The sequence below is a fragment of the Erythrobacter sp. S249 genome (assembly GCF_057364975.1).
Window position 1 is genome coordinate 2,094,811 of the sequence record NZ_CP200287.1, and the last position, 22,908, is coordinate 2,117,718.

Sequence of the window (22,908 nt, forward strand, 5' to 3'; positions counted from 1 at the left end):
CCGGCGCCCTCATGCTCGTTCCATTTGCGCAGTGAATTGCTCGCGCAGGCTCTTCTTGTCGATCTTCTGCGTGCCGAGGCGTGGGAGTGCCTCAGCGGAGATGAAGATATGCTCTTCCAGCGGCACCTTAAACGGCGCAATCCGGCTGAGCAGGAACTCGCGCAGCTGCGTCTGGCTCATCGCCGCTGCGCCGTCTTTCACGCGGAAAATCGCCGCTGGCACTTCGCCCATGCGTTCATCCGGCAGGCCGAATACAGAGCATTCTGCGATATCGGCATGGGCATAGATCGCATCTTCCACTTCGATGCAGGTGATGTTCTCACCGCCGCGAATGATGATGTCTTTCTTGCGGTCGACGATGAAGAGATAGCCGTCTTCATCAAGATAGCCGAGATCGCCAGTGCGGAAAAACTGATCGTCGGTAAAGGCGGCGGCGGTTGCCTCGTCATTGTTCCAATAGCCGCGGAAATTCGCGACCGAACGGATGCACACCTCGCCGATGTCGCCTTGAGCCAGTTCAGCGCCGTCATCATTGAGGATGCGCAGATCAACCAATGGCTGGCTGGCTTTCCCGGTTGAGCCGGGCTTTGCCAAATAGTTCTCATTGAAATTGCCGCAGCCCACCGCATTGGTTTCGGTGAGGCCATAGCCGAGCAGCGGGAAGCCCTCTGGGAAGGCTTCTTTGATCTTGTTGACGTGTTCAACCGGGCGCGGCGCGCCGCCAGCGGCAAAGCTCTTACACGCGGTAAGATCATAGCTGCTGCGATTGGGATGGGTCGCAATTTCGTAGCTCATCAGCGGAACGCCGACGAAATAGGTGACCTTTTCGGCCTCCATCAGGCGCAGCGCTTCCTCCGCGTCCCATTTCGGCATCAGCACCAGCTTGCGCCCAATCGCATAGGATTGGAGGAACAACGGAACCTCACCCGTGACATGGAACAGCGGCACAGCGATCAGCGCGCATGGCTGGTCCGTCAGTTCCTGACCCTGGCTTTCCAGCAGCAGCTTAGCCATCGCGCTTTGCGCGACATAGTTCATCGTGCCGCTGACAACACCGAGGTGATCGGACCAAGCGCCTTTCGACTGGCCGGTCGATCCAGAGGTGTAGAGAATGGTCGCCAGATCATCTGCGCCCAGCTGTCCGAGCATCGCCATGGCGGTTTGCCCTTCGGCCCAAGTAGCCTTGAGGCCTTCTGATGGCGCGCAGTCATGCTCGATCATGATCAGCTTGGCGCTGTGATCTGTGCCCTCCAGGCGTTTCGCCCGGCCCGCATCAACCACCACCGCTTTGCATTCAGCCAGGCGGATACCATAGGCTAGCTCATCACCTGACCAGAAACCGTTGAGCAATGTTGCGCAGCCGCCCGCCATGATGATGCCCATATAGGCGATCATCCAATTGGCTGAGTTGCGCGCGGCAATCCCGATGCGGTCGCCTTTCTGCACGTCATGCTGGGTCGCCAGACCATGCGCGACATGGGTCGCCGCGTGCCAGCATTCGCCAAAGGTCAGGCGCAGATCGCCATCGACCAGAAACTCGACATCTTTGTGCTCGTTACAGAAATGCGCGAAATAATGCGCCAGAGTTGGCGGCGCGCCGAGGAACGCGGGCATTTCCACCCCGCCGCGTTCAACCTGCTTGGTGACAAATGGCTGACCTTCTTTGGTCATCGCGGCGATGATCGCCTCTAGTGCAGTGTCCAACTGTGTGGGCATGCGAATCTCTCTCCTTAGTTTTTATTCTTTTTAGGTGAGCGCCAGCGTGCGGCAAGCGCAAACCGACCTGCGTTTTCCTCTCACTTGTAATGCGCGCCGGTAACGGAGGGTTCCCCCGGACCATCCGCTGTGCCAAAAGCCGCGCATCAAGGACGCATCGCCTGTGCTTTGACGTCTCATTTGCGTGAATAAGAGGTTCGCTTCGTGCTGTCACTACTCGCCGCCAGCGGCGCCGCCGACCCAATCTATTGGGCAGAGCTTGGGTTTACGCCGGGCATCGATCTGGGTGCCATTTTGCCCGGAGTTGATAAAGGGTGGCTGATCCTACGGTACTACTCGCTGGCTTACTTGCTGGGCGTGATCTTTGCCTATTGGCATGTCTCCAAAATGCTCAAACAGCCCGGCGCGCCGATGGCTCAGCGGCATGCCGATGACCTGTTCTTCTATTGCACACTCGGCGTGATCCTTGGCGGGCGATTGGGTTATGCGATGTTCTATCAGCCTGAACTGTTTACCGATTTTAGCGGTGAGGGGTTTGTCAGCTGGAAACTGCTGAGGCTGTGGGATGGCGGCATGAGCTTCCACGGCGGCTTGCTGGGCGTGATGCTGGCGATGGGCTGGGTGTCTTGGGCGGGTAAGCTCGATTTTATCCGGGTCACGGATTACGTCGCCACAACGGTGCCAATGGGCATGTTCCTTGGCCGGCTGGCGAATTTCAACAATGGTGAGCTGTGGGGCCGCCCCACGGATGTGGCCTGGGGCATGGTCTTTCCCGGCGGGGGTGACGTCGCTCGCCATCCCAGCCAGCTCTATCAGGCGGGGCTCGAAGGTCTGCTGCTGCTGATTATCCTGCTGCTGTTGTTCTGGAAAACTGGCGCGCGCTATCGCCGCGGCTTGCTGGTTGGCGTCTTCCTGCTCGGCATTGGCGCTGCGCGTTTCATCAATGAATTCTTCCGCGAGCCTGATGCTCAGCTGGCCTACCGGGTCGCTGAAACGGGCCTTAGCCAAGGGCAATGGCTTACAATTCCCGTCATTCTGGTTGGCCTGGCGGTCACCCTGATGGCGGTCATGAAGAAGCCTGTCGGCACCGGCGGGAGCGCGTCGGCCTCCGCATGAGTGAGCGCGCCACTGGCGAGCTGACGGCCATGTTTCGCCGGTTGATCCGCGAGACCGGTCCGATCAGCCTGCTGCAATTCATGGGTGAGAGCAACGCGCGCTATTACACCAGCCGCGATCCGCTGGGCAGTGGTGGCGATTTCATCACCGCGCCTGAGATCAGCCAGATGTTCGGAGAGCTGATCGGCCTGTGGCTCGCGGATCTGTGGTCGCAAATGGGCTCGCCAGAGCGGGTCCACTATGTCGAGCTTGGCCCGGGGCGCGGCACTTTGGCCGCTGATGCTTTGCGCACGGTGGCGCGTTTTGGACTCAAGCCCCAGGTGCATTTTGTGGAAGGGTCGGAGAGCCTGCGCGCGATCCAGCGCGGGGCTGTGCCGGGCGTTACGCATCATGATGATGTCAGCACCCTGCCCGATGATGCGCCGATCCTGCTGGTGGCGAACGAATTTTTTGACGCTCTGCCGATCCGCCAATTGCTGCGCACGCCGGGCGGCTGGCGCGAGCGGATGGTCGGGCTGGAGGGTGACGACCTGGTCTTCGTTGCCGGAGACAAGCCGATGGACGCTGCAGTGCCGGAGCAATGGCGCGGCGCGGATGAAGGCACATTGATTGAAACCTGTCCCGCCGCTGCGAGCGTTATGGCCGAGATTGCCGAGCGGCTGGCGGGCCAAGGCGGCGCGGCGTTGGTGGTGGATTATGGCGCGGCTCGGCTAAGCCCTGGCTCAACCCTGCAAGCGATCCGGGCGCATCAAAAGGTCGATGTCTTCGCGACGCCGGGTGAGGCAGACCTCACCGCGCATGTCGATTTTGGCCAGCTGAGCGAGACAGCGGCGCAGCACGGCGCGCATATCATGGGGCTGACGACGCAGGGGCAATGGTTGAGCGTACTCGGGATAGACGCGCGGCTAGAGGCCTTGCAGCGCCAATCGCCCGGCAATGCACCGAAGCTTCAGCGGCAGCGGGACCGGCTGGTCGAGGCTGAGCAAATGGGCGAGTTGTTCAAAGTCATGGGACTGTCGGGTGGCGGTTGGCCAAAACCGGGCGCGGGTTTTTGAACGCGATGTAACCACTGGCGCTGCGCGTGCGAATGTCCTTTTATAATCGCGCTTATGGTTTGGGAGAATCTGATGCAGCTGCGCCTTGCTATTGTCACCCCTGTTTTGGCTGCCATTGCGGCGGCTGCCAGCCCCGCCCATGCGGCCGATCCGATCACGGGGCGGTGGGTCACGGAAGACAAAGACGCCGTCGTTTCGATTGGCAAATGCGGTGCGACAACATGTGGCAGGATTGCCCGCTTTCTCGTCACTCCGCCTGACGGAGCCGATCAGCGGGATATCTACAATCCTGACAAAGCAAAGCGGAACCGCAAGCTGCTGGGCCTACCTATTCTGACCAGCTTCAAACAGGATGGTGATGTCTGGCGCGGCCGTATTTACGATCCAAATGATGGCAAAAGCTATCGTTCGGTTTTGCGCCGCAAGAGCGCCAACGTTTTGGAGGTAAAAGGTTGTATCGGGCCATTCTGCCAAACTCAGCTATGGCGCAAAGCGCGCTAGTCTAAGCCAATCTCATCGGCCAATTGCTTCGCCGCCTCTTTCGGGCTTAGCTTGTCCTCTTGCCGGTCGACCGCGAAATTTGCCTCGCGCATTGCGTCCACGCTGATTGCTCCAATCAGCGGTTCCAGCACAGCGATCAAAGCCGCATCATTCGCGCGGCGTGGGGAAATCATCAGCATCGCATCATAGCTGGGCAAAGCCTCGCGCGGGTCCTCCAGCACTACCAATCGGTCCGCCGCAATGCGCCCGTCGGAGGTGTAGGCGCTGATCACATCGGCCTCGCCCGAGGTCAGCGCATTGTACATGAAGGTGGGGGAAAAATTGCGCGTTTGGCCAAAGCGCATCCCGTATGCATCGCGCACCGCGATCCATTCGGGCCGTTCGAAGAATTCAGGGTCGCCTCCCACGGTCAGCTGCGGCGCGACACGGACCAAATCCTCCAGCGAGGTGAGGCCCAATTCCGCCGCGCGGTCTTCGCGCATGGCAAAGGCATAGGCGTTCTCAAACCCCAGCCGCCCGAGCACGAGCACACCGTTCTCCTGCGCCTCCCACTCCTTGATGGTCTGATACATCGCCTCGCGCCCGGGGTTGTCGGTGCGCTTTAGATTGTTGGTCCAGATCGTGCCGGTGTAATCGACCGAGATATCAATTGCGGAACTGGCGACTGCATTGTGGACCACCGCCGAGCCCAGACCGTCGCGATATTCCACGGCATAGCCCGCCGCCTCCAGCCGCGAACCGATCAATTGCGCGAGGATATATTGCTCGGAAAATTGCTTTGACGCGATGATGATCGTGTCTTCTTCCTCCCCGCCAAATTGTACGCTGAGCGCTGCGATAATCCCGGCAGCAACCGCGATCAGCCCGCTGCCCCACATGACCTTTGACCGGCGGGCGAGACCGCGCTCAATCAAGCCCAGCAAATTGTCGGCGATCAGGGCGAGCGCCGCGCTGGCGAAACAGCCGGCTAGCACCAGCGCCCAGTTTTGCGTTTGCAGTCCGGCAAAGATCGGATCGCCCAGGCTCGGCTGGCCAATCGTGGTGGAGAGCGTGGCCGCGCCGATGGTCCAGACGCTGGCGGTTCGAATGCCGGCCATGATGAAGGGTGCAGACAGCGGGGCCTCGACCAGGCGCAATTTCTGCCAGCTGGTCATGCCGACGCCGTCGGCGGCCTCCAGCACGCCGGGGTCGAGATTGGCCTGCGCGGTCACCGCATTGCGCAGGATCGGCAGCAGTGCGTAGAGCGCAAGAGCGAGCAGCGCGGGCAGGAAGCCCAGCGTGGGTAGGCCCTCGCCAAATACGGCGCGCAGGCTCAGCAGAATTGGGAAGAACAACGCGAGTAAAGCCAGCGCCGGGATCGTCTGGACGAGGCTGGCAAAGCCCAGCGCGACCCGCGCAACATTGCGTGAACGGCTTGCCCAGACGGCGAGAGGCAGAGCAACCGCGATGCCGAGGCCAATAGCGCTGGCCGCGAGCACGATGTGCGCGGTCAGCTTGTCGCCGAGGCCAAAGAGTATTTCGAGAAATTCGCTCACTTTGGCCCGCTCGCCTCCATCGCTGCGAGCTTTTCCGCTTGCTGGCGCGGTACAGCGACCAGGCCTTGCGCTGTGTCTCCACCTTTGCCTGCGAGCAGGGCATGGGGCGTTTCATCGGCGACAATCGCGCCCGCCTCCATCACCAGCACTCGGTCAGCCAGCAGCAGAGCCTCGGCCATATCGTGGGTCACCATGATGGTGGTGAGGCCGAGCCGCTCGTGCAGCTCTCTGACGGTTTCGCCCAAGGCATCGCGCGTGATCGGATCGAGCGCGCCGAATGGCTCATCCATCAGCAGCAACTCCGGCTCAATCGCGAGCGCGCGGGCGACGCCGACCCGCTGGCGCTGGCCGCCCGATAGCTCATCCGGCATTCTGTCCGCCATTTCGCCTTCCAGCTCGACCAGCTCCAGCAGCTCGGTGATGCGCTCGGCGCTCAATGTCTCGCCTGCAAGGCGCGGGCCGATTGCGATATTCTCCCCCACGCGCAAATGCGGGAACAGGCCGATCCCTTGAAAGACATAGCCGATCCGGCGGCGCAAAGCGGCTGGCGGCTGCGCGGCGACATCATCGCCTGCGAACAGCACTTTGCCGGCGCTCGGCACCTCCAAAGTGTTGACCATTTTGAGGAGCGTCGATTTGCCAGACCCCGAGGCCCCGACCAAAGCGACGAAGCTGCCCTTGGCAATCTCAAGATCGACCGAGCCGACCGCGATCACATCGCCATATCGGCGGCTGGCGCTTTCAAATTTTAGCAAGGCCTGTGAGGTGATGGCTTAACCCTCACCCTCGGCAGGGACCGCGTCATTATCTTCGGCAGTGGGCGCCGGCGCGATATAGGTCACGCGTTTCAGCTCAATCGTTCGGCCAGTGCCATCGGTGCTGCGCATGGTGCCATCATCATCGACCGCGCTGGTTGACCAGCATTCGCCGCGCACTTGCTCGCCCGCAGGGATCAGGCACAGCCGCGCATCTTCTCGCCGTTCCCAGCTGCCTTGCTGCACCGGATCGCCATTGCGAAAATCGCGGTAGGTGCCGTCGGCATCAAAGAATGTGGTGTAGACTGCGCCGTCTGTGCCGATTGCGACCCAGCCCGTTTCCGCCATGGGCGCATCATCGGATGCCGCGGTCGCTTCAGAGCTGTCGCTCGGCGTTTCGGACGAAGTGTCTGCGCTGTCGGAGCCGCTCTCTTCCTCTGGCGCGCAGGCGGCGAGGGCTAAAGTCAGGCCGCCAAGGAAAAGGCTGAGTGGGCGTGATCGTAAGAGCATGGCGCAAAGCCTACTGGGTTAGGCGCTCTCGCGGAACCCTTATGGTGATGATCAGGCCGCTTTTCTGCCAGTCCTGGGTCATGCTGCCGCCCAATTGATGATTGATGGCCATGCTGATCAAGCGCGAGCCAAAGCCGGAGTCTTGCGGCTCAGTGGTTTCTGGCCCCCCGCTTTCGCGCCATGTGATCGCGACATCATCGCCTGTCTCAGCGATATCAATCGCAACCCGGCCAGTGGGGACACTCAACGCACCATATTTGGCCGCATTGGTTGCCAGCTCGTGGAATATCAGCGCCAGTGGGATGGACGCGCCGCCGCCGAAACTCACATTATCGCCCGTGATGCTGACCACGTCAGAGCTGTCTGCGCCATAGGGGGCCATCAACACTCGCAGCAGATCGGCCAATGTTTCGCCGCGGCTGCCGCTGACCGGCATGGCGAATTCCTGAGCCCGGGCGAGTGCGCGAAGATTGGTGTTGAGCTCTTCGGCGAATTTCTGATTGGCCTCGTTCCCGCGTGATCGAAGCGAGATCAGCCCGGTGATCACGGAAAAGATGTTCTTGATCCGGTGTGCCAGCTCGCCCGCTAGCAATTCGCGTTCCTGCGACATCCGATAGCGATCGTCGATGTCGGTCAGCGTGCCAAACCAGCGCGCCGTGGCCGGATCATCGGTCGAGGGGACCGCGCGCGAGATGACATAACGATACGAGCCGTCGGCCTGACGCAGGCGCCATTCATCGGCAAATTCGCTCGCGGTCGTTATGGCTTGCTCAAACTTGGCCAAGGACGCCTCAAAGTCGTCGGGATGAATGAACGCGCGCCAATCATCCACGCTGCTGGGCGGCGCACCTCCGGTTACTTCGGTGAAGCGCGCGTTGAAATTGTCGAACACGGGGCCGGGCGCCGCCGACCAGGCGATATCGGGCACGCCGTCGAGGATGAACTGCACCCGCTCCGCGCTTTCCTTAAGCTCGAACACGGCGAGATGCGCTTGCCGATGCGCTTCCAATCGGCGCTTTACCGCATCGGCCAACACGATCAGGCCGTCTCGCTGAAACTCTGACAACCCCTTAGCGCGGGCCTTTGTATCTATCACGCATAGGGCGCCCATTGGAGCACCTTCGGAAGAGATCAGCGGCGCACCAACGTAATAGCGCAGATGCGAGTCCTCGCGCACCAAGGCGTAATCCCGGAACCGCGCGTCACTCGCCGCATCCAGAACCTCGAGCAGGTCATCGCCGAGCATGGTTTGCGCGCAAAAGCTGGTCGACCGCGGAGTTTCGGTGATGTCGAGCCCTTCGCTGGCGATAAAGCGCTGCCGCTCTTCTTCGACCAGGCTGACGGAAGCCGAGGGCGCGTCACACAATTTTGCGGCGAATCTGACCAGGCGAACCAATTCTGGATCGCCGCTGACACCGTCCAAATCAAAACTCGCCAGCACGCGCAGGCGGCTGCGTTCGTCACAAAATTCCTTTGCGGGCGACTGGTCAGATGGCCAGGGGGGCGAGTCCAAAAGTGTCAGAGACTTGGTCCTTTCAGGCTTCCCATACATGAAACGCGTCCGAGCTCAAATTGAGGATGAGCACCGAGGTATCGGCGCTCAGAAAGTTTGCGCTTAGCCTGCGCAATGATATGGCGGGCGGAACATATTATTTCACGCAAGGTAATGAAAAATGCGCGCTACCCCAGACTTTGACTTTCAACTCGGCGAAGCGGCGGAGATGATCCGCGACAGCGTTGGCCGGTTTGCCGATGAGCAGATCATGCCGCTGGCAGAGAAGGCCGACCGCGAAGACTGGTTCCCGCGCGAATTGTGGAAGCCGATGGGCGAGCTGGGCCTGCACGGGCTGACCGTGGATGAGGCCGATGGCGGCCTAGGCCTAGGCTATCTGGAGCATGTGATTGCGGTTGAGGAAGTTAGCCGGGCATCGGCCAGCGTGGGCCTATCCTACGGCGCGCATTCCAACCTCTGCATCAATCAGATCCGCCGCTGGGGCAATGAAGAGCAAAAGGCGAAATATCTGCCCGGCCTTATCAGCGGAGAGCATGTCGGATCGCTGGCGATGAGCGAGGCTAGCGCTGGCTCTGATGTCGTCTCGATGAAGCTCAAAGCAGAGGCGGTTCAGGGCGGATATGTGCTGAATGGCACCAAGTTCTGGATCACCAATGCGCCAGAGGCAGATACCTTGGTGGTCTATGCCAAGACCGACGGGAATGCGGGCTCGCGCGGGATCACTGCCTTCCTGATCGAAAAGGACGACGAAGGCTTCTCGATTGGTCAGAAAATCGACAAGGTCGGCATGCGCGGATCGCCCACGTCAGAGCTGGTGTTTGACGATTGCCACATTCCAGAAGGCCGCGTGATGGGCCCCGTAAACGGCGGCGTCGGCGTGCTGATGAGCGGGCTGGATTATGAGCGCGTTGTTCTCGCCGGGCTTCAGCTCGGCATTATGCAGGCCTGCCTCGATTGCGTCATTCCCTATCTTCGCGAGCGCAAGCAGTTCGGCAAGCCCATCGGCAGCTTCCAATTGATGCAGGCCAAGGTCGCCGACATGTATGTCGCGCTGCAATCGGCGCGCGCCTACACCTATGCCGTGGCAAAGGCGTGCGACGGCGATCAAACCACTCGGTTTGATGCAGCAGGCGTGATCCTGCTCGCGAGCGAAAACGCGTTTCGCGTCGCGGCCGAAAGCGTGCAGGCGCTGGGCGGTGCAGGCTACACTAAGGATTGGCCGGTAGAGCGCTACATGCGCGATGCAAAGCTGCTCGATATTGGCGCGGGCACGAACGAAATTCGCCGGATGCTGATCGGGCGGGAACTGATAGGGGCGGCGGGTTAACCAGCTGCGTGATGCCAACCATCGCCAAGATCATCTGGACCGGCGGCTTTGTGATCGGGACGGTCACGCATACGCTCGACATCTTCTATGGCGGCTGGCTACCTTATGATTTCCGTCCGTTGCCATGGAATATCTATTGGACCAGCCTTGTGTTCCTCGATCCACTCGCAGCTATGTTGATTTGGCTGCGTGAGCGCTGGGGCGTGGTGCTTGGCACATTGATCATGGCATCAAATGTATTGGTGAACGGCTACACTGCTTTTGTTGCCGGATACGAAGAATTCTATTTTAGCCTCACTTTGCAAAGTGCCTTTGCGGCATTTGTGTTTTTTGCTGCATGGGAGCATTGGCGAGGCTTGGAGAAGCAAGAGTAACAATGACCGCACCCGTTCTCACATCAAAACTCGACATTGAAAGCCCAGAGGCCAAGGCACGCGCTACGCATAACAAGGCGCTCGCCGCAGACCTGCGTTCGACGGTCGCGGAGGCGGCGCTTGGCGGTCCCGAGCGCAGCCGAGAGCGGCATGTCTCGCGCGGCAAGCTGCTGCCGAGGGAGCGGGTGGAGCGCTTGCTTGATCCTGGCTCGCCGTTCCTTGAGATTGGCCAGCTCGCCGCCAATGGTCTTTATGACACTGACATTCCCGGTGCGGGCATGATCGCAGGGATTGGCCGCGTGTCGGGCCGCCAAGTGATGATCGTGTGCAATGATGCGACGGTTAAAGGCGGCACCTATTATCCGATGACGGTGAAGAAGCACCTTCGCGCGCAAGAGATTGCCATGGAGAACCGCCTGCCGTGCATCTATCTGGTCGATAGCGGCGGGGCCAACCTGCCGCATCAGGCCGAGGTCTTTCCGGACCGCGACCACTTTGGCCGGATATTCTTCAACCAAGCCAATATGAGCGCGCAGGGCATTCCTCAAATCGCCTGCGTCATGGGCAGCTGCACCGCAGGCGGCGCCTATGTGCCGGCGATGTCGGACGAGACGGTGATTGTGCGCGAGCAAGGCACGATCTTCCTCGCCGGGCCGCCGCTGGTGAAGGCGGCAACGGGCGAGGAAATCACCGCAGAGGATCTGGGCGGCGGCGATCTGCACGCGAAGAAATCCGGCGTCGTTGATCACCTAGCCGAGAATGACGAGCACGCGCTGACGATTGTGCGCGATATCATCTCGCACTGCGCCCCCGCGCAGGCGGGGGCCTCCCTCGGATTGCATGAGATCCCCGCCTCCGCGGGGATTCACTCAGGCATCAAAGACCCGCGCCCGCCGAAGTTTGACGCGGACGAGTTGTACTCTGTCGTGCCCGATGATGTGCGCGCGCCCTATGATGTGAAAGAGATCATCGCGCGGCTGGTCGACGGCAGCGAATTTCACGAATTCAAAGCGCATTATGGCAGCACTTTGGTGTGCGGCTTTGCCCATATTTGGGGCATGCCGGTCGCGATCCTGGCCAATAATGGCGTGCTGTTTTCGGAAAGCGCGCAAAAGGGCGCGCATTTTATTGAGCTAGCGCAGCAACGCCGCATTCCGCTGCTGTTCCTGCAGAACATCTCCGGCTTTATGGTCGGCGGCAAATATGAAGCGGAGGGCATCGCCAAGCATGGCGCGAAACTGGTGACGGCAGTTGCGACCGCGACCGTGCCCAAGATTACCGTGGTGATCGGCGGGTCTTTCGGCGCGGGCAATTACGGCATGTGCGGGCGGGCGTACTCTCCGCGTTTCCTGTTCACCTGGCCCAATGCGCGGATCAGCGTGATGGGCGGAGAGCAAGCCGCATCCGTGCTCGCCACGGTTCACCGCGATGCTGACAAATGGTCGGAGGATGAAGCCGAGGCCTTTAAGGCCCCGATTCGGCAGAAGTATGAGGACGAAGGCAATCCCTACTACGCGACCGCGCGCCTGTGGGATGATGGGGTTATCGACCCCGCGCAGACCCGCGACGTGCTGGGCCTGGCCTTCGCCGCAACATTGGAAGCGCCGATCCCAGAGCGGCCAAGCTTTGGCGTGTTCAGGATGTGATGATGAAGCTTTGCCTGCCGGAAGGGCGCGTGCTCGCGATCAGTGAAGCAGAAGAGCTGAGCTCGGCATTGTTAGGATTGGCGCAAATCCCTGATGGCGGTGTGATTGAGCTGAAAGAAAATGAAAAGTACACGATCCGAGCCAAGCGGGATGATGCTTATTGGATCGTTACTGCGAAGCGGCGAGGTTGGTGGTTCCGGCAATTTCTAACGACTGGCGATTGGATTGACACTTCCAAACGAGTTCGCAAACCTTTCTGGGTTTATCGCGGGACATTGAGCGACGCGAAGGTCCGAACGGTCTTTCTGGAATTCTTTGAAGGCAAAAAGTTCAGCCAGCCAATCGAGGGGGCTTAACTGAAACCCTCATCCCTACCCTTGCGTAACTGTCTACAATAAGGGCACAACGCCCTCGCCCAGTTGCTGGGGGGAGAGAGAATTGACCGAAACCATACCGAGCGAAGAGCCGCGCAAACCGACGATCCTCTCGCGGATCGTGCGCCGTATTATCTTGGCGATCTACAAATTCCAGGGTTGGAAAATCGACACCAGACTGCCCAACATCCCGAAGTTTGTCATTGCGGGTGCGCCCCATTCCTCGAACTGGGATTTTGTGTTTTTTGTGGGTGCGACCGAGGCGGAAGATGTGCGGCCCAATTTCATGGGCAAGCACACGCTGTTCCAAGGGGTCTTGCGCAATTTCATGCTCGATATGGGCGGCGTTCCGGTTGATCGTACGAAAAGCAACAGTGCGGTGGAGCAGGTGGCTGAGGAGTTTGCAGCGCGCGAAAAATTGGCGCTGGTCATGGCCGCTGAAGGCACGCGGAAATCTGATGGCAGATGGAAGTCTGGCTTTTATCACATCGCGCAGGCGGCCAAAGTTCCTATCGTGCTGGCTTGGGTTAGCTGGGAAGACAGAGTTTTGGGTTTCAGCGAGCCGATGATCCCCAGCGGCAATTACGGCGAAGATTTGGCGAAAATTGCCGCTTGGCTCCGTTCAAAGCGCCCCGACTATCCGCGCTACAAAGTGCTGGAAGCTCAGGCTCAAGCGATCATCAACGGGACAGAGGCGATTTAAACACGGCCGAATGAAACGGCCCAGCGGGTAGTTTATCAGACCAGAGCTGCAATATGCCTTTAACACGCCCCGCCGCGGCCCTACATAAGCGTCTCGATTAGGAGGGTGGTCCAATGCCGTTGACCAAGCATGCAATTGAGAGCGAGCGTGAGCGGATCGCGCAGCTTGCGCTTGATCTGGTGGACCAGCGCGGCAGTGCAATTGAGATGCAGACCGTGATCGGTGAGAGCGGCCTGTCGCGCGCGCGCTTCGATGAAATTTACGAGAATGAAGATGACTTCTTTGACGCTGTCGCGGCGCGATGGCTGAAGCCGAACATTGCGGCGATGGAAGAAGTGATGGCGAGCGATCTGCCGCCAAACCGCAAGATTTACGAATTTTTCCGCCGCCGTTTCGTCATTTCGCGCGATCGCTACCGCGAGAACCCGGCATATTTCGCGATCATATGCGAGCTGGGCACTGCCAATTTCGAACGCATCCGCTCCAACATTGATCTGGCAGACCATTATCTGTGCGAGTTGATTGCAGAGGCTCAGGCCGATGGCTTCTTTGCCGGGCTGGAGATTGATCAGGCGCTGTCGCTTATCAATCAAATGGTCAGCATCTACACCCTGCCTGATGCTTTGGTGATGATGGGCGATAAGCTGACCGAGGAAAAACTCGCGCGGATTATCGATACGATCTTTGCCGGACTTTCAGGCGAAACGGGAACTAGCGCGGGCGGGGTAAACACCCTGCGCATCGCGCCCTAATCCTTGCGATCCCTAAATTGCAGCACATTGTTGGGGCGCGGCAGCGGGCGGCGCGGTTTGCTTTGATCAGACAAGGCGTACTTCAGGCTCGCCCCGATCATTAACGTGGATGTGGCGATCAGCGCCGCGGCCCAGAACCAATGCGGCAGCCACAGCGCCGCTTCAATCGCGCCGGTATCCGACAGCATGGAATTGCCGCCGATCACTGCGCGCTCGGTAAACAGATAGTCGAAATCGCGCAGCAAGCTCATCGCCGCCAGCATGCCGAGAAACTGCAGCGCAAAGCGGGCCAGCCCATCGGGCGCGCGCCACGCGATCACGCCGATCAGCATGCCCACCAGCGGTAGCATCGCCAGACCCACGCCGGAGCGGACATAGAACACCGTGGAGATTGCAATCGCTCCGGCCAGCGCAAACAGAGCCGGCCGCCAATATTTCGCATTGGCGCTAGCGAGGATCAGCGCCGCTCCAACCACGCTGGGCGCCAGCGGACCGCCAGCGGCAATCGCGGCTTTGGTAAAGGGGCCGGCATCACCGTCGAGGCGACTCTCGGCAACGCCCGATCCATCGGCATAGATCAGCAAGCGCTCAAATTCCTGACCGGTTAAAATCGCGGTCATCCCGTGCCCCATTTCGTGGAACCATGTGGTTAGGATTGAAAACGGATAGATGATGTAATTGCCAAACGGCAAAGCGGGGATGAACAGGATCACCACCACGGCCAGGATGAGCCGCCCGACCTGCTCGGCCTGGCTGCCGGGTTTGACCATAGACTGCATTACTGGGCGCTACCCGATATTGTTTGGCTGTCTCTCACCCATCCAACATGGGCAGGGCGAGCGAATTTTTCAATCCGCCAGCGGATCGGTGCGGCCGCGAGTGCCCTACAGATCAGGGTGCAGCGGGAACGCTTTCCTCGCCCTCGGCGCGCTGCTCCTGCAGGATCGACCAGCTGGCCAAGAACAGTCCCGCGACCAGCGGGCCCAGGACAATGCCGGAAAAGCCTGCAAAAGCGATGCCGCCCAATGTCGTGACCAGAATGATCCAATCAGGGATGCCGGTGTCGCGGCCCACCAATATGGGGCGCAGCACATTGTCTGCCATGCCGATGATCAGCGCGCCGGAAAACAGGACGAATACGCCCTGCCAGATCTCGCCCACCGCCAGCAGATACAGCGCCGCGGGCAGCCACACGAGCGCCGTGCCCACTGCCGGGATCAGCGAGAGTATCGCCATGACCACTCCGAAAAGAATCGCAGAGGGAATGCCCGCGATCCAGAATGTTGCCGCGCCTAGCGCACCCTGAACCAGACCGACAACCAGCGAACCTTTGATCGTGGCGCGCACGATGGAGAGGAATTTCTCGGCCAGACGGTCTGCAATCGGGCGCTCCAGTGGCAGGCTAGAGAGGATCGTCTCGCCCACCCGCTTGCCATCGCGGATCAGGAAGTATGTGACATACAGCCCGATCGTGAAGCTGAGGAAGAAGCCGAGCGCACCGCCGCCTACAGCGACCGCTTGGCGGGCGATGATCCCGGCGCTTTCGCCGATCACTTCCTGTGCGCGGGCCTGAAGATTGGAAAGGTCGGTCCAGCCTGCGGCTTCGAGGGACTCCCGGATCGACAGCGGCACAGCGGCATAGATGGTGTTGAACCAGGCGGCGATATCGATCTCGCCATTTTGGAACGCGGCTACGACCGTCGCGGCCTCGTCAATCACCAATCCGCCGATAAACATCGCCGGCAGCAACACCGCAAAGGTGATGATCAGCATGGTGATTCCAGCCGCCGGGTTCATCCGCCCGCCAACCCGCGCCAGCACCCAGCGGTGCAGCGGGCGAAACATCACCGCGGCCAGAGCAGCCCACAGCAGCGGGTTAAAAAACGGCCAGACAATCACTAGCAACAGGATGGTGACAGCGGCGACCAGCAATAGGAAGCTGGACTGCTCTAGCGGGGTTTTGTGATGGACTTCGCTCATAGCGTTCCATCTCGGCTAAAACACGGGCGGTTTCAAGAGTCTCCGCGCCATAAGGGCCACCAGCGATGACGGATGGGTAAGGGCTTTGGAGCCGCCGAGCGGCCCCGCTAGCCTCTACACATCCAGGTTCGCGACATTGAGAGCATTGTCCTGAATGAACTCGCGGCGTGGCTCCACCACATCGCCCATCAGGCGGGTGAAGATCTCGTCCGTCACGTCCGCATCTTCGACCTTCACTTGCAGCAGTACGCGCGCCTCTGGATCAAGCGTGGTCTCCCATAGCTGCTCCGCATTCATCTCGCCCAGCCCCTTATAGCGGCTGATCGAGAGGCCTTTGCGCCCAGCAGCCAGCACCGCATCGAGCAATTCTGTCGGGCGGGTGATCGCATCATCACCGTTGGCGGCGACCGGCGCATCATCGCTGCTCTCATCGCCCGCGTCGTCGCTATCGCTGGCGGTGGATTTCACCAGCACATTCGCCGTGTCGTAGACATCCGCCTCTTCGCCAGCGACGCTGTGCATTTTGCGTGCCTCGGCGCTTTCGAGGAACTTTGCCTCAAACAAATGCGCATCGGTGACCCCGCGCCACAGGCGCTCAAAGGCGATGCTGCCATCTTCGGTGCGGCGCGCGCTCCATTTCGCATCGGCATCGCCTGATTGCAGGCGCGCGGCGGCTTTATCGAGCGCTTCAGCAGAGCCGAGATCATCGGGATCGAACACACCAGCGAGGGCCATCGCCTCGACAATGGCCGAGTTATAACGGCGCGGTGCGAAGGCGATGAGGTTGCGCATGCGCAGTGCGTGATCGACCAGCGCCTCCAGCTCATTGCCGCTGCGCTGCGCGGCTCCGCTGTCGAGGACGCGTCCCTGCAATCCGCCTTGGATCAGATAGCGATCAAGCTCGCGGTCGTCCTTCAGATAGACCTCGCTGCGGCCTTTCGCGACCTTATACAGCGGCGGTTGAGCGATGAAGAGGTGCCCGGCTTTCACGATCTCCGGCATCTGCCGGTGGAAGAAGGTGAGCAGCAGCGTGCGGATGTGCGCGCCGTCGACGTCAGCATCGGTCATGATTACAATTTTGTGATAGCGCAGCTTTTCAAGGTCGAACTCATCGCGAATGCCGGTGCCCATCGCCTGGATCAGCGTGCCGACCTCTTTCGAGGAGATGATCCGGTCAAATCGTGCGCGCTCCACATTGAGGATCTTACCTTTGAGCGGCAGGATCGCCTGGGTCTTGCGGTCGCGCCCTTGCTTGGCAGAACCGCCAGCGGAATCGCCCTCTACTAGGAACAGTTCGGCCTTTGTCGCGTCGCGTTCCTGACAATCCGCGAGTTTACCGGGGAGGGATGCGACCGACATTGCGCCCTTGCGGCTCATTTCGCGAGCGCGCTTGGCCGCTTCGCGAGCGGCGGCGGCATCGATGATCTTCTGGATGATGATCTTTGCCTCGGCTGGGTTTTCCTCCAGCCATTCGGTCATCTTTTCGCCCATCAGCGATTGCAGCGGCTGGCGCACTTCAGAGCTGACCAGCTTGTCTTTGGTCTGCGACGAGAATTTCGGGTCAGGCAATTTGACGCTGACGATGGCGGTCAGCCCTTCGCGCATATCTTCGCCTGATAGCGTGACCTTCTCTTTCTTGAGCAGGCCGCTGGACGCAGCATAATTGTTGAGCGTGGTGGTCAGCGCCGCGCGGAAGGCCGCGAGGTGCGTGCCGCCATCGCGTTGTGGAATGTTGTTGGTGAAGGTGAGGACGTTTTCGTAATAGCTGTCGTTCCACTCCAGCGCGACGTCGATCCCAATGCCTTCCTTCTCAGCCGAAACAGAAATCGGATTGGTGATCAGCGCCTCTTTATTGCGGTCAAGATAGCGCACGAATGCGGCAATCCCGCCCTCGTAGAACAGGTCATGCTCCTGCACTTCCTCGCCGCGATTGTCGCGCAGGAGGATGCGGACACCGGAATTGAGGAAAGCAAGCTCGCGGTAGCGGTGCTCCAGCTTGTCAAAGTCGTATTCGGTGACGTTTTTGAACGTGTCGTTCGAATGATGGAAGGTGACGCGCGTCCCCTTTTTAAACCCGTTATCGTCCGGGTTTTGATCCACCTTGGGCGCATCACCCAGAATTTCGAGGCTGTTCACCGCCTCGCCGTGTTCAAAGCGCATCCAATGCTCTTTGCCGTCGCGCCAGATTTTCAGCTCCAACCATTCAGACAGAGCGTTGACCACAGACACGCCCACGCCGTGCAGGCCGCCAGAAACCTTATAGGCGTTGTCGTCAGAGGTGTTTTCAAACTTACCGCCCGCGTGCAGCTGGGTCATGATGACCTCTGCGGCGGAAACGCCCTCTTCCTTGTGCATGCCAACGGGAATGCCGCGGCCATTATCTTCGACGCTGACGCTGCCATCGGCGTTCATCTCGATCAGAACGAGGTCGCAATGCCCCGCGAGCGCTTCGTCAATCGCGTTGTCTGACACCTCAAACACCATATGGTGCAGGCCCGATCCGTCATCGGTGTCGCCGATATACATGCCGGGGCGTTTGCGCACCGCATCAAGGCCTTTGAGAACCTTGATCGAATCGGCGCCATATTCGCCCTGTTGTTTTTCCGGCCTGGAGCCAGTTTCAGGAGTGTTTTCGGGTGTTTCTGAGGTGTTGTCGTCCATGCCCATCATATAGGCGCTCTGCGGGCGAACCCCAAGCGAATGCAGGGTAGAGTTCGAGGTTTTCCACTGTCCGCCTGAAACCGGATTTTTGGGCTTGGTCTGGCGGGGGTTTTGTCGCTGTCGCCGGGCTGATCTTTGCGTGGTGAACGGGCGCGAAGAAACTGCGTCGCCGGCTTGAAGCATTGCGCGGCGCGCGCTGACCATTAAGGTCCGCCGATATGACAATCGACACAATGCTTGCCCGTCTGACGCAGCCCTATGGTTCGTTCTCCGAAACCCTTAGCGCTTGGGCTGAAATTCAGCCTGATAAGCCCGCATTGCTTGATGAGCAGGGCTCGGTCACTTGGGCTGAGCTGGATGCGCTGACCGCAAGGCTGGCTGCGCGGCTGGTGGAGACGGGGCTGGAGCGCGGGCAATCGGTCGCGATCCTTGGCACGTCCTGCATCAACTACGCCTTGGTGTTTCTGGCCGCCGTGCGCGCGGGCGGCGTGGCTGCGCCGCTGACGACCAGCGCATCGCCAGAGCAACTGGCTGGCATGGGACAGGATTCGGGCGCGCAGCATCTGTTTATTGACAGCGCGAAGGCGGATGAGCTGGGCGCTGGGTTTCTGACAGAGCTTGAGCATGTCCCGCTTGAAGATGTGCGCAGCTGGATGGCGCCCGCTGGTACGCTTGCACCTAAGTTCGAGCCTGATCCCAAAGACGCCTTCAACATTATCTATTCCAGCGGGACGACCGGCATTCCCAAGGGAATCGTTCATTCGCATCAAATGCGCTGGCGGCAATTCGCCGCGACCGCTGCCTCTTATTTGGAGGCGGGGCTGGAGGTCCGCTCGCTCGCCAGCACGCCGCTCTATTCCAACACGACCATGGTCGCCTTTCTGCCGCCACTGCTGGCGGGCGGGACGGTGCGCATTATGGGCAAATTTGATTGCGAACGCTGGCTCACCCACGCTCAGGCGGATCGCAGTAATGTGACTATGCTGGTGCCGGTGCAATATCAGCGTTTGATGGATTTTGCACAGTTTGACGATTTTGATCTTTCGTCGCTTGCACTCAAATATTGCACCTCTGCGCCGTTTTCCGCTGAGCTGAAGCGCGAAGTGCTTGCGCGCATGCCGGGCGGGCTGATCGAGATCTATTCGATGACGGAAGGCGGGGTTGTGTGCCTGCTCGCCTGTCACGAATTTCCGGACAAGCTGCACACGGTCGGGCGGCCCGCGCCGGGCAGCGAGCTTAAAGTGCTGGATGATGAAGACAAACCCGTGCCCGTTGGCACGCCAGGCAATCTGATCGGGCGATCCCAAACCATGATGGCGGGCTATAAAAACCAGCCTGGCAAGACCGCAGAGGCCCAATGGAACGATCCCGCGACCGGCGAAGCGTGGATGCGGATGGGCGACATTGGCCGCGTTGATGAGGATGGCTTTGTCGAGCTGGTCGGCCGGGCCAAAGACATGATCATCTCTGGCGGGTTCAACATTTACCCCAGCGATCTGGAGGCGGAGCTGGAGAAAGAGGCTGACGTGCTTGAGGCCGCAGTGGTCGGCATCGCGTCAAAGCAATGGGGCGAGACCCCGGTCGGCTTTGTGGTTCTGGAAGGGGCGGCGCGTGACGTGGCTGAGATATGCGGCGCGGTGAACGCGCGGCTGGGCAAGACCCAGCGATTGTCACGCTTGCACGCTATCGCGGAAATGCCGCGCAGCCACATTGGCAAATTGCTGAAGACTGAGCTGCGCGAGCGGGCAGAGGCGCTCGCCGAATAGGCTGAGCGCTGCAAACTCAGAGCGTTTCTTTGAAGAGGGGGGATGCGCGGCCACCAGCCTTTCAGGGGGGTCAGGGGGGTGAGCCGGTGACCGCGCATTGTGTTGGCTCAAGTCAGGGTGGTCTTGAGCGTACACTATGAAGTTCGCGGGGTTTGCCGATTGGGTTACAAGCGCCTGCGGACTTTTTTCATTTCCGGCATCTTTTCGATCAGGGATCTGAAAAGATTGGGAAATTATTTTCAGATTTTAGACGAGAATAGCCTGAAGCGAAGCGCCGCTAACGGCGAGGGCAACGGTCAGGGCGAGAATTTTCTCAGAGATGATACGCATTTTGAATTCCTTTAAATGGGTCGTGAACTTGGTGTCAGCGGTTAGTTCGCAAGGGCCGCAATAAAGTTACATAACGCCATGCGTTCATTACGCATCTTCGATCACATATGTCGCAGACGGTCAGGCGCAGTGGAAGCATCGCGCCGCATATGCGCCGCAATTTGAGGCCGTTCCGTTCGATATGTAGATCGCAGGCAATCGAGACGCGGCCGCCATTGGGGCCGAGTGTGGGCCCTGAGGGAGGACAAGCCGGCCGCGTCTCTTATGCCTGCTGGGCTTATCGCCCCCTTCGCACGGGAAGGGAGGGTCCGCATTATGCGCCTGAGGTAGGGCGCTGGCGGGCGGGCCGGGTCGGGCTGGGCCGTGCGGCGCGATTGCTCGCGCCTCAGGTCTTCCGCGTCCGCTGGCTCGCTTGGCCCCGTACCGGGGGCGATAAGCAGGCTGGCGATGGCTAGCGGGGGAAGCTTTGCCAACGCCTTTGCGACAACGAAAAGAGCGGGAGAGGAGGCTCGTTTCGTTGTTGCAAGAGCCAAATGGTGTTTCACGCAATCGAACACAAATGCCAAAATTCGCAAAACATTTGCGTTTTTTGCAACATAACTGATGCACGCTTCGCATGATTGCGCAAAGCCGCGCGCGCGCCACTAGACTTGGCCGCAGCCGCTGCTTAACCCGGCCCGCATGTCAGACACCCATACGCCCGATTCCATCCTGATCGTCGATTTCGGCAGCCAAGTGACCCAGCTGATCGCGCGCCGCGTGCGCGAGGCCGGGGTCTACTCAGAGATTGCCCCCTTCACCCAGGCGGAGGAAGCCTTTCACCGGATGAAGCCGAAGGGCATTATCTTGTCCGGCTCGCCAGCCGGCGTTCCGGATGAGGGTAGCCCGCGCGCGCCGCAGGTCTTGTTTGATGCCGGCGTGCCGATACTGGGCATTTGTTATGGCCAGCAAGTGATGTCGCATCAGCTTGGCGGCGAAGTGCGGCGGGGCCATGAAACGGGTGAAGGCGGCGAGTTTGGCCGTGCGTTCCTGACCGTGACGAAATCCTGCGCTCTGTTCGATGGCCTCTGGGCCGAGGGTGAGCGGCATCAGGTGTGGATGAGCCACGGCGATAAGGTCACTAAATTCGCCCCCGGTTTTGAGATTGTTGCGACCAGCGACGGCGCGCCCTTCGCCGTCATCGCCGATGAGCAGCGCCAATATTACGGCACGCAATTCCACCCAGAGGTCGTCCACACGCCCGATGGCGGCAAGCTGCTGGCAAACTTCGTGCATAAGGTCTGCGGGCTGGCGGGCGATTGGACCATGGCCGCTTACCGCGAGACAAAGATCGCCGAAATCCGCGAGCAGGTTGGCTCTGGCCGGGTAATTTGCGGCCTATCCGGAGGAGTCGACAGCTCTGTTGCCGCAATTCTGATCCACGAGGCAATCGGCGATCAGCTGACCTGTGTGTTCGTCGATCATGGCTTGCTGCGCCTCAACGAGCGAGAACAGGTCGAGAGCCTGTTCCGCGATCATTACAACATTCCGCTGGTCGTGGTGGACGCAGAGGACCGCTTTATGGCGGGCCTTGACGGCGTCTCCGATCCGGAGGCGAAGCGCAAATTCATCGGCGGCGAATTTATCGCCGTGTTTGAGGAAGAGGCGAACAAATTGGGCGGGGCCGATTTCCTCGCGCAGGGAACGCTCTATCCCGATGTGATCGAAAGCGTCTCTTTCACCGGCGGGCCATCGGTGACGATCAAGAGCCACCATAATGTTGGCGGCCTGCCAGAGCGGATGAAGATGGAACTGGTCGAGCCGCTGCGCGAATTGTTCAAGGATGAAGTGCGCGCGCTGGGCCGGGAACTGGGCCTCGACGAGCAATTCGTTGGCCGCCATCCCTTCCCCGGTCCAGGCCTCGCGATCCGCATTCCGGGCGAGGTGAACAAAGAACGCTGCGATATCCTGCGCAAGGCGGATGCGATCTATCTCGAAGAAATCCGCAACGCCGGATTGTACGATGCGATCTGGCAGGCGTTTGCCGTTCTGCTGCCGGTCAAAACCGTCGGCGTGATGGGCGACCACCGCACCTATGACAATGTCTGCGGCCTGCGCGCGGTCACCAGCACTGACGGCATGACGGCCGATGTCTATCCGTTCGACGCGAGCTTCCTAACCGGCTGCGCAACCCGCATCGTCAACGAGGTGCAGGGCATCAACCGCGTGGTCTATGACTACACCAGCAAACCGCCCGGGACTATTGAGTGGGAATAGGCTTTCCTGCAACCAAATGCCGTGCTGAAACGTAAACA

19 protein-coding genes are annotated in these 22,908 nt (G+C 60.1%); 11 read left to right on the plus strand and 8 right to left on the minus strand.

Annotated features, from left to right (window positions below):
• Positions 1-9: 9 nt before the first annotated feature.
• Complete coding sequence (locus AC0V6V_RS09935) at positions 10-1,716, minus strand: class I adenylate-forming enzyme family protein (protein WP_486165220.1); 1,707 nt, start codon at positions 1,714-1,716, stop codon at positions 10-12.
• A gap of 204 nt (positions 1,717-1,920) precedes the next feature.
• Here AC0V6V_RS09935 and lgt point away from each other — a divergent pair, with 204 nt between their 5' ends.
• The 3 genes from lgt (at position 1,921) to AC0V6V_RS09950 (ending at position 4,388) form a co-directional block, all read left to right on the plus strand.
• On the plus strand, positions 1,921-2,832 hold the full coding sequence (gene lgt / locus AC0V6V_RS09940; RefSeq protein ID WP_486165221.1) for a prolipoprotein diacylglyceryl transferase: 912 nt from the start codon (positions 1,921-1,923) through the stop codon (positions 2,830-2,832).
• The gene (locus AC0V6V_RS09945) at positions 2,829-3,887 is read left to right on the plus strand and encodes a class I SAM-dependent methyltransferase (protein ID WP_486165222.1); all 1,059 of its coding nucleotides are present in this window, start codon (positions 2,829-2,831) and stop codon (positions 3,885-3,887) included. The genes lgt and AC0V6V_RS09945 overlap by 4 nt, the downstream gene beginning before the upstream one ends.
• A gap of 72 nt (positions 3,888-3,959) precedes the next feature.
• Positions 3,960-4,388, plus strand: coding sequence for a DUF2147 domain-containing protein (locus tag AC0V6V_RS09950; RefSeq protein WP_486165223.1), 429 nt, complete (start codon positions 3,960-3,962; stop codon positions 4,386-4,388).
• Here the strand turns inward: AC0V6V_RS09950 and AC0V6V_RS09955 are convergent.
• From AC0V6V_RS09955 to AC0V6V_RS09970, 4 genes are read right to left on the minus strand one after another with little or no spacing between them, the layout of a single operon-like run.
• Positions 4,385-5,923 carry a glycine betaine ABC transporter substrate-binding protein gene (locus tag AC0V6V_RS09955; protein ID WP_486165224.1) on the minus strand — a complete coding sequence of 513 codons (1,539 nt, stop codon included), beginning with the start codon at positions 5,921-5,923 and terminating at the stop codon, positions 4,385-4,387. The two genes, AC0V6V_RS09950 and AC0V6V_RS09955, sit on opposite strands and share 4 nt — an antisense overlap.
• A complete protein-coding gene (locus tag AC0V6V_RS09960) occupies positions 5,920-6,678 on the minus strand; it encodes an ATP-binding cassette domain-containing protein (protein WP_486165226.1) in 759 nt (252 codons plus the stop codon). The genes AC0V6V_RS09955 and AC0V6V_RS09960 overlap by 4 nt, the downstream gene beginning before the upstream one ends.
• Before the next feature lie 18 nt (positions 6,679-6,696).
• Positions 6,697-7,188 (minus strand): hypothetical protein, encoded by a 492-nt coding sequence (locus tag AC0V6V_RS09965; protein WP_486165227.1) that lies wholly within the window; start codon positions 7,186-7,188, stop codon positions 6,697-6,699.
• A 10-nt stretch (positions 7,189-7,198) separates the two neighbouring features.
• A complete protein-coding gene (locus tag AC0V6V_RS09970; protein ID WP_486166318.1) occupies positions 7,199-8,701 on the minus strand; it encodes a sensor histidine kinase in 1,503 nt (500 codons plus the stop codon).
• A gap of 160 nt (positions 8,702-8,861) precedes the next feature.
• Here AC0V6V_RS09970 and AC0V6V_RS09975 point away from each other — a divergent pair, with 160 nt between their 5' ends.
• From AC0V6V_RS09975 to AC0V6V_RS10000, 6 genes are all read left to right on the plus strand, one after another.
• On the plus strand, positions 8,862-10,028 hold the full coding sequence (locus tag AC0V6V_RS09975; RefSeq protein ID WP_486165230.1) for an isovaleryl-CoA dehydrogenase: 1,167 nt from the start codon (positions 8,862-8,864) through the stop codon (positions 10,026-10,028).
• Positions 10,029-10,039: 11 nt separating this feature from the next.
• A complete protein-coding gene (locus tag AC0V6V_RS09980; protein ID WP_486165231.1) occupies positions 10,040-10,402 on the plus strand; it encodes a DUF6163 family protein in 363 nt (120 codons plus the stop codon).
• A 2-nt stretch (positions 10,403-10,404) separates the two neighbouring features.
• Complete coding sequence (locus tag AC0V6V_RS09985; RefSeq protein WP_486165233.1) at positions 10,405-12,048, plus strand: carboxyl transferase domain-containing protein; 1,644 nt, start codon at positions 10,405-10,407, stop codon at positions 12,046-12,048.
• Positions 12,048-12,404: a hypothetical protein gene (locus tag AC0V6V_RS09990; RefSeq protein ID WP_486165234.1), complete on the plus strand. Its 357-nt coding sequence runs from the start codon at positions 12,048-12,050 to the stop codon at positions 12,402-12,404. The genes AC0V6V_RS09985 and AC0V6V_RS09990 overlap by 1 nt, the downstream gene beginning before the upstream one ends.
• An 82-nt stretch (positions 12,405-12,486) precedes the next feature.
• The gene (locus AC0V6V_RS09995; protein WP_486165235.1) at positions 12,487-13,125 is read left to right on the plus strand and encodes a lysophospholipid acyltransferase family protein; all 639 of its coding nucleotides are present in this window, start codon (positions 12,487-12,489) and stop codon (positions 13,123-13,125) included.
• 113 nt (positions 13,126-13,238) lie between these two features.
• Positions 13,239-13,877 (plus strand): hypothetical protein, encoded by a 639-nt coding sequence (locus AC0V6V_RS10000; RefSeq protein WP_486165236.1) that lies wholly within the window; start codon positions 13,239-13,241, stop codon positions 13,875-13,877.
• On the opposite strand, the gene AC0V6V_RS10005 is transcribed toward AC0V6V_RS10000, so the two are convergent.
• The 3 genes from AC0V6V_RS10005 to gyrB form a co-directional block, all read right to left on the minus strand.
• Positions 13,874-14,656, minus strand: coding sequence for a M50 family metallopeptidase (locus tag AC0V6V_RS10005; protein ID WP_486165237.1), 783 nt, complete (start codon positions 14,654-14,656; stop codon positions 13,874-13,876). The genes AC0V6V_RS10000 and AC0V6V_RS10005 overlap by 4 nt on opposite strands.
• 112 nt (positions 14,657-14,768) lie before the next feature.
• Positions 14,769-15,857 (minus strand): AI-2E family transporter, encoded by a 1,089-nt coding sequence (locus AC0V6V_RS10010; RefSeq protein ID WP_486165238.1) that lies wholly within the window; start codon positions 15,855-15,857, stop codon positions 14,769-14,771.
• Positions 15,858-15,971: 114 nt separating this feature from the next.
• The gene (gene gyrB / locus AC0V6V_RS10015) at positions 15,972-18,527 is read right to left on the minus strand and encodes a DNA topoisomerase (ATP-hydrolyzing) subunit B (RefSeq protein WP_486166083.1); all 2,556 of its coding nucleotides are present in this window, start codon (positions 18,525-18,527) and stop codon (positions 15,972-15,974) included.
• Positions 18,528-18,736: 209 nt separating this feature from the next.
• On the opposite strand from gyrB, the gene AC0V6V_RS10020 reads away from it, so the two are divergent.
• Positions 18,737-20,284 carry a class I adenylate-forming enzyme family protein gene (locus tag AC0V6V_RS10020; RefSeq protein ID WP_486165239.1) on the plus strand — a complete coding sequence of 516 codons (1,548 nt, stop codon included), beginning with the start codon at positions 18,737-18,739 and terminating at the stop codon, positions 20,282-20,284.
• Between the two features lie 1,011 nt (positions 20,285-21,295).
• Entirely contained in the window at positions 21,296-22,870 is a 1,575-nt protein-coding gene (guaA, locus tag AC0V6V_RS10025) for a glutamine-hydrolyzing GMP synthase (RefSeq protein ID WP_486165240.1), read from the plus strand.
• Positions 22,871-22,908: the final 38 nt, after the last annotated feature.

What these genes read in the sequence shown, in the direction of transcription:
- AC0V6V_RS09935 (WP_486165220.1), bottom strand. Translation starts at nt 1,716, where the DNA reads ATGCCCACACAGTTGGACACTGCACTAGAGGCGATCATCGCCGCGATG.
- AC0V6V_RS09945 (WP_486165222.1), top strand. Translation starts at nt 2,829, where the DNA reads ATGAGTGAGCGCGCCACTGGCGAGCTGACGGCCATGTTTCGCCGGTTG.
- AC0V6V_RS09950 (WP_486165223.1), top strand. Translation starts at nt 3,960, where the DNA reads ATGCAGCTGCGCCTTGCTATTGTCACCCCTGTTTTGGCTGCCATTGCG.
- AC0V6V_RS09965 (WP_486165227.1), bottom strand. Translation starts at nt 7,188, where the DNA reads ATGCTCTTACGATCACGCCCACTCAGCCTTTTCCTTGGCGGCCTGACT.
- AC0V6V_RS09975 (WP_486165230.1), top strand. Translation starts at nt 8,862, where the DNA reads ATGCGCGCTACCCCAGACTTTGACTTTCAACTCGGCGAAGCGGCGGAG.
- AC0V6V_RS09980 (WP_486165231.1), top strand. Translation starts at nt 10,040, where the DNA reads ATGCCAACCATCGCCAAGATCATCTGGACCGGCGGCTTTGTGATCGGG.
- AC0V6V_RS09985 (WP_486165233.1), top strand. Translation starts at nt 10,405, where the DNA reads ATGACCGCACCCGTTCTCACATCAAAACTCGACATTGAAAGCCCAGAG.
- AC0V6V_RS09990 (WP_486165234.1), top strand. Translation starts at nt 12,048, where the DNA reads ATGATGAAGCTTTGCCTGCCGGAAGGGCGCGTGCTCGCGATCAGTGAA.
- AC0V6V_RS10000 (WP_486165236.1), top strand. Translation starts at nt 13,239, where the DNA reads ATGCCGTTGACCAAGCATGCAATTGAGAGCGAGCGTGAGCGGATCGCG.
- AC0V6V_RS10005 (WP_486165237.1), bottom strand. Translation starts at nt 14,656, where the DNA reads ATGCAGTCTATGGTCAAACCCGGCAGCCAGGCCGAGCAGGTCGGGCGG.
- AC0V6V_RS10010 (WP_486165238.1), bottom strand. Translation starts at nt 15,857, where the DNA reads ATGAGCGAAGTCCATCACAAAACCCCGCTAGAGCAGTCCAGCTTCCTA.
- gyrB (WP_486166083.1), bottom strand. Translation starts at nt 18,527, where the DNA reads ATGATGGGCATGGACGACAACACCTCAGAAACACCCGAAAACACTCCT.
- AC0V6V_RS10020 (WP_486165239.1), top strand. Translation starts at nt 18,737, where the DNA reads ATGACAATCGACACAATGCTTGCCCGTCTGACGCAGCCCTATGGTTCG.
- guaA (WP_486165240.1), top strand. Translation starts at nt 21,296, where the DNA reads ATGTCAGACACCCATACGCCCGATTCCATCCTGATCGTCGATTTCGGC.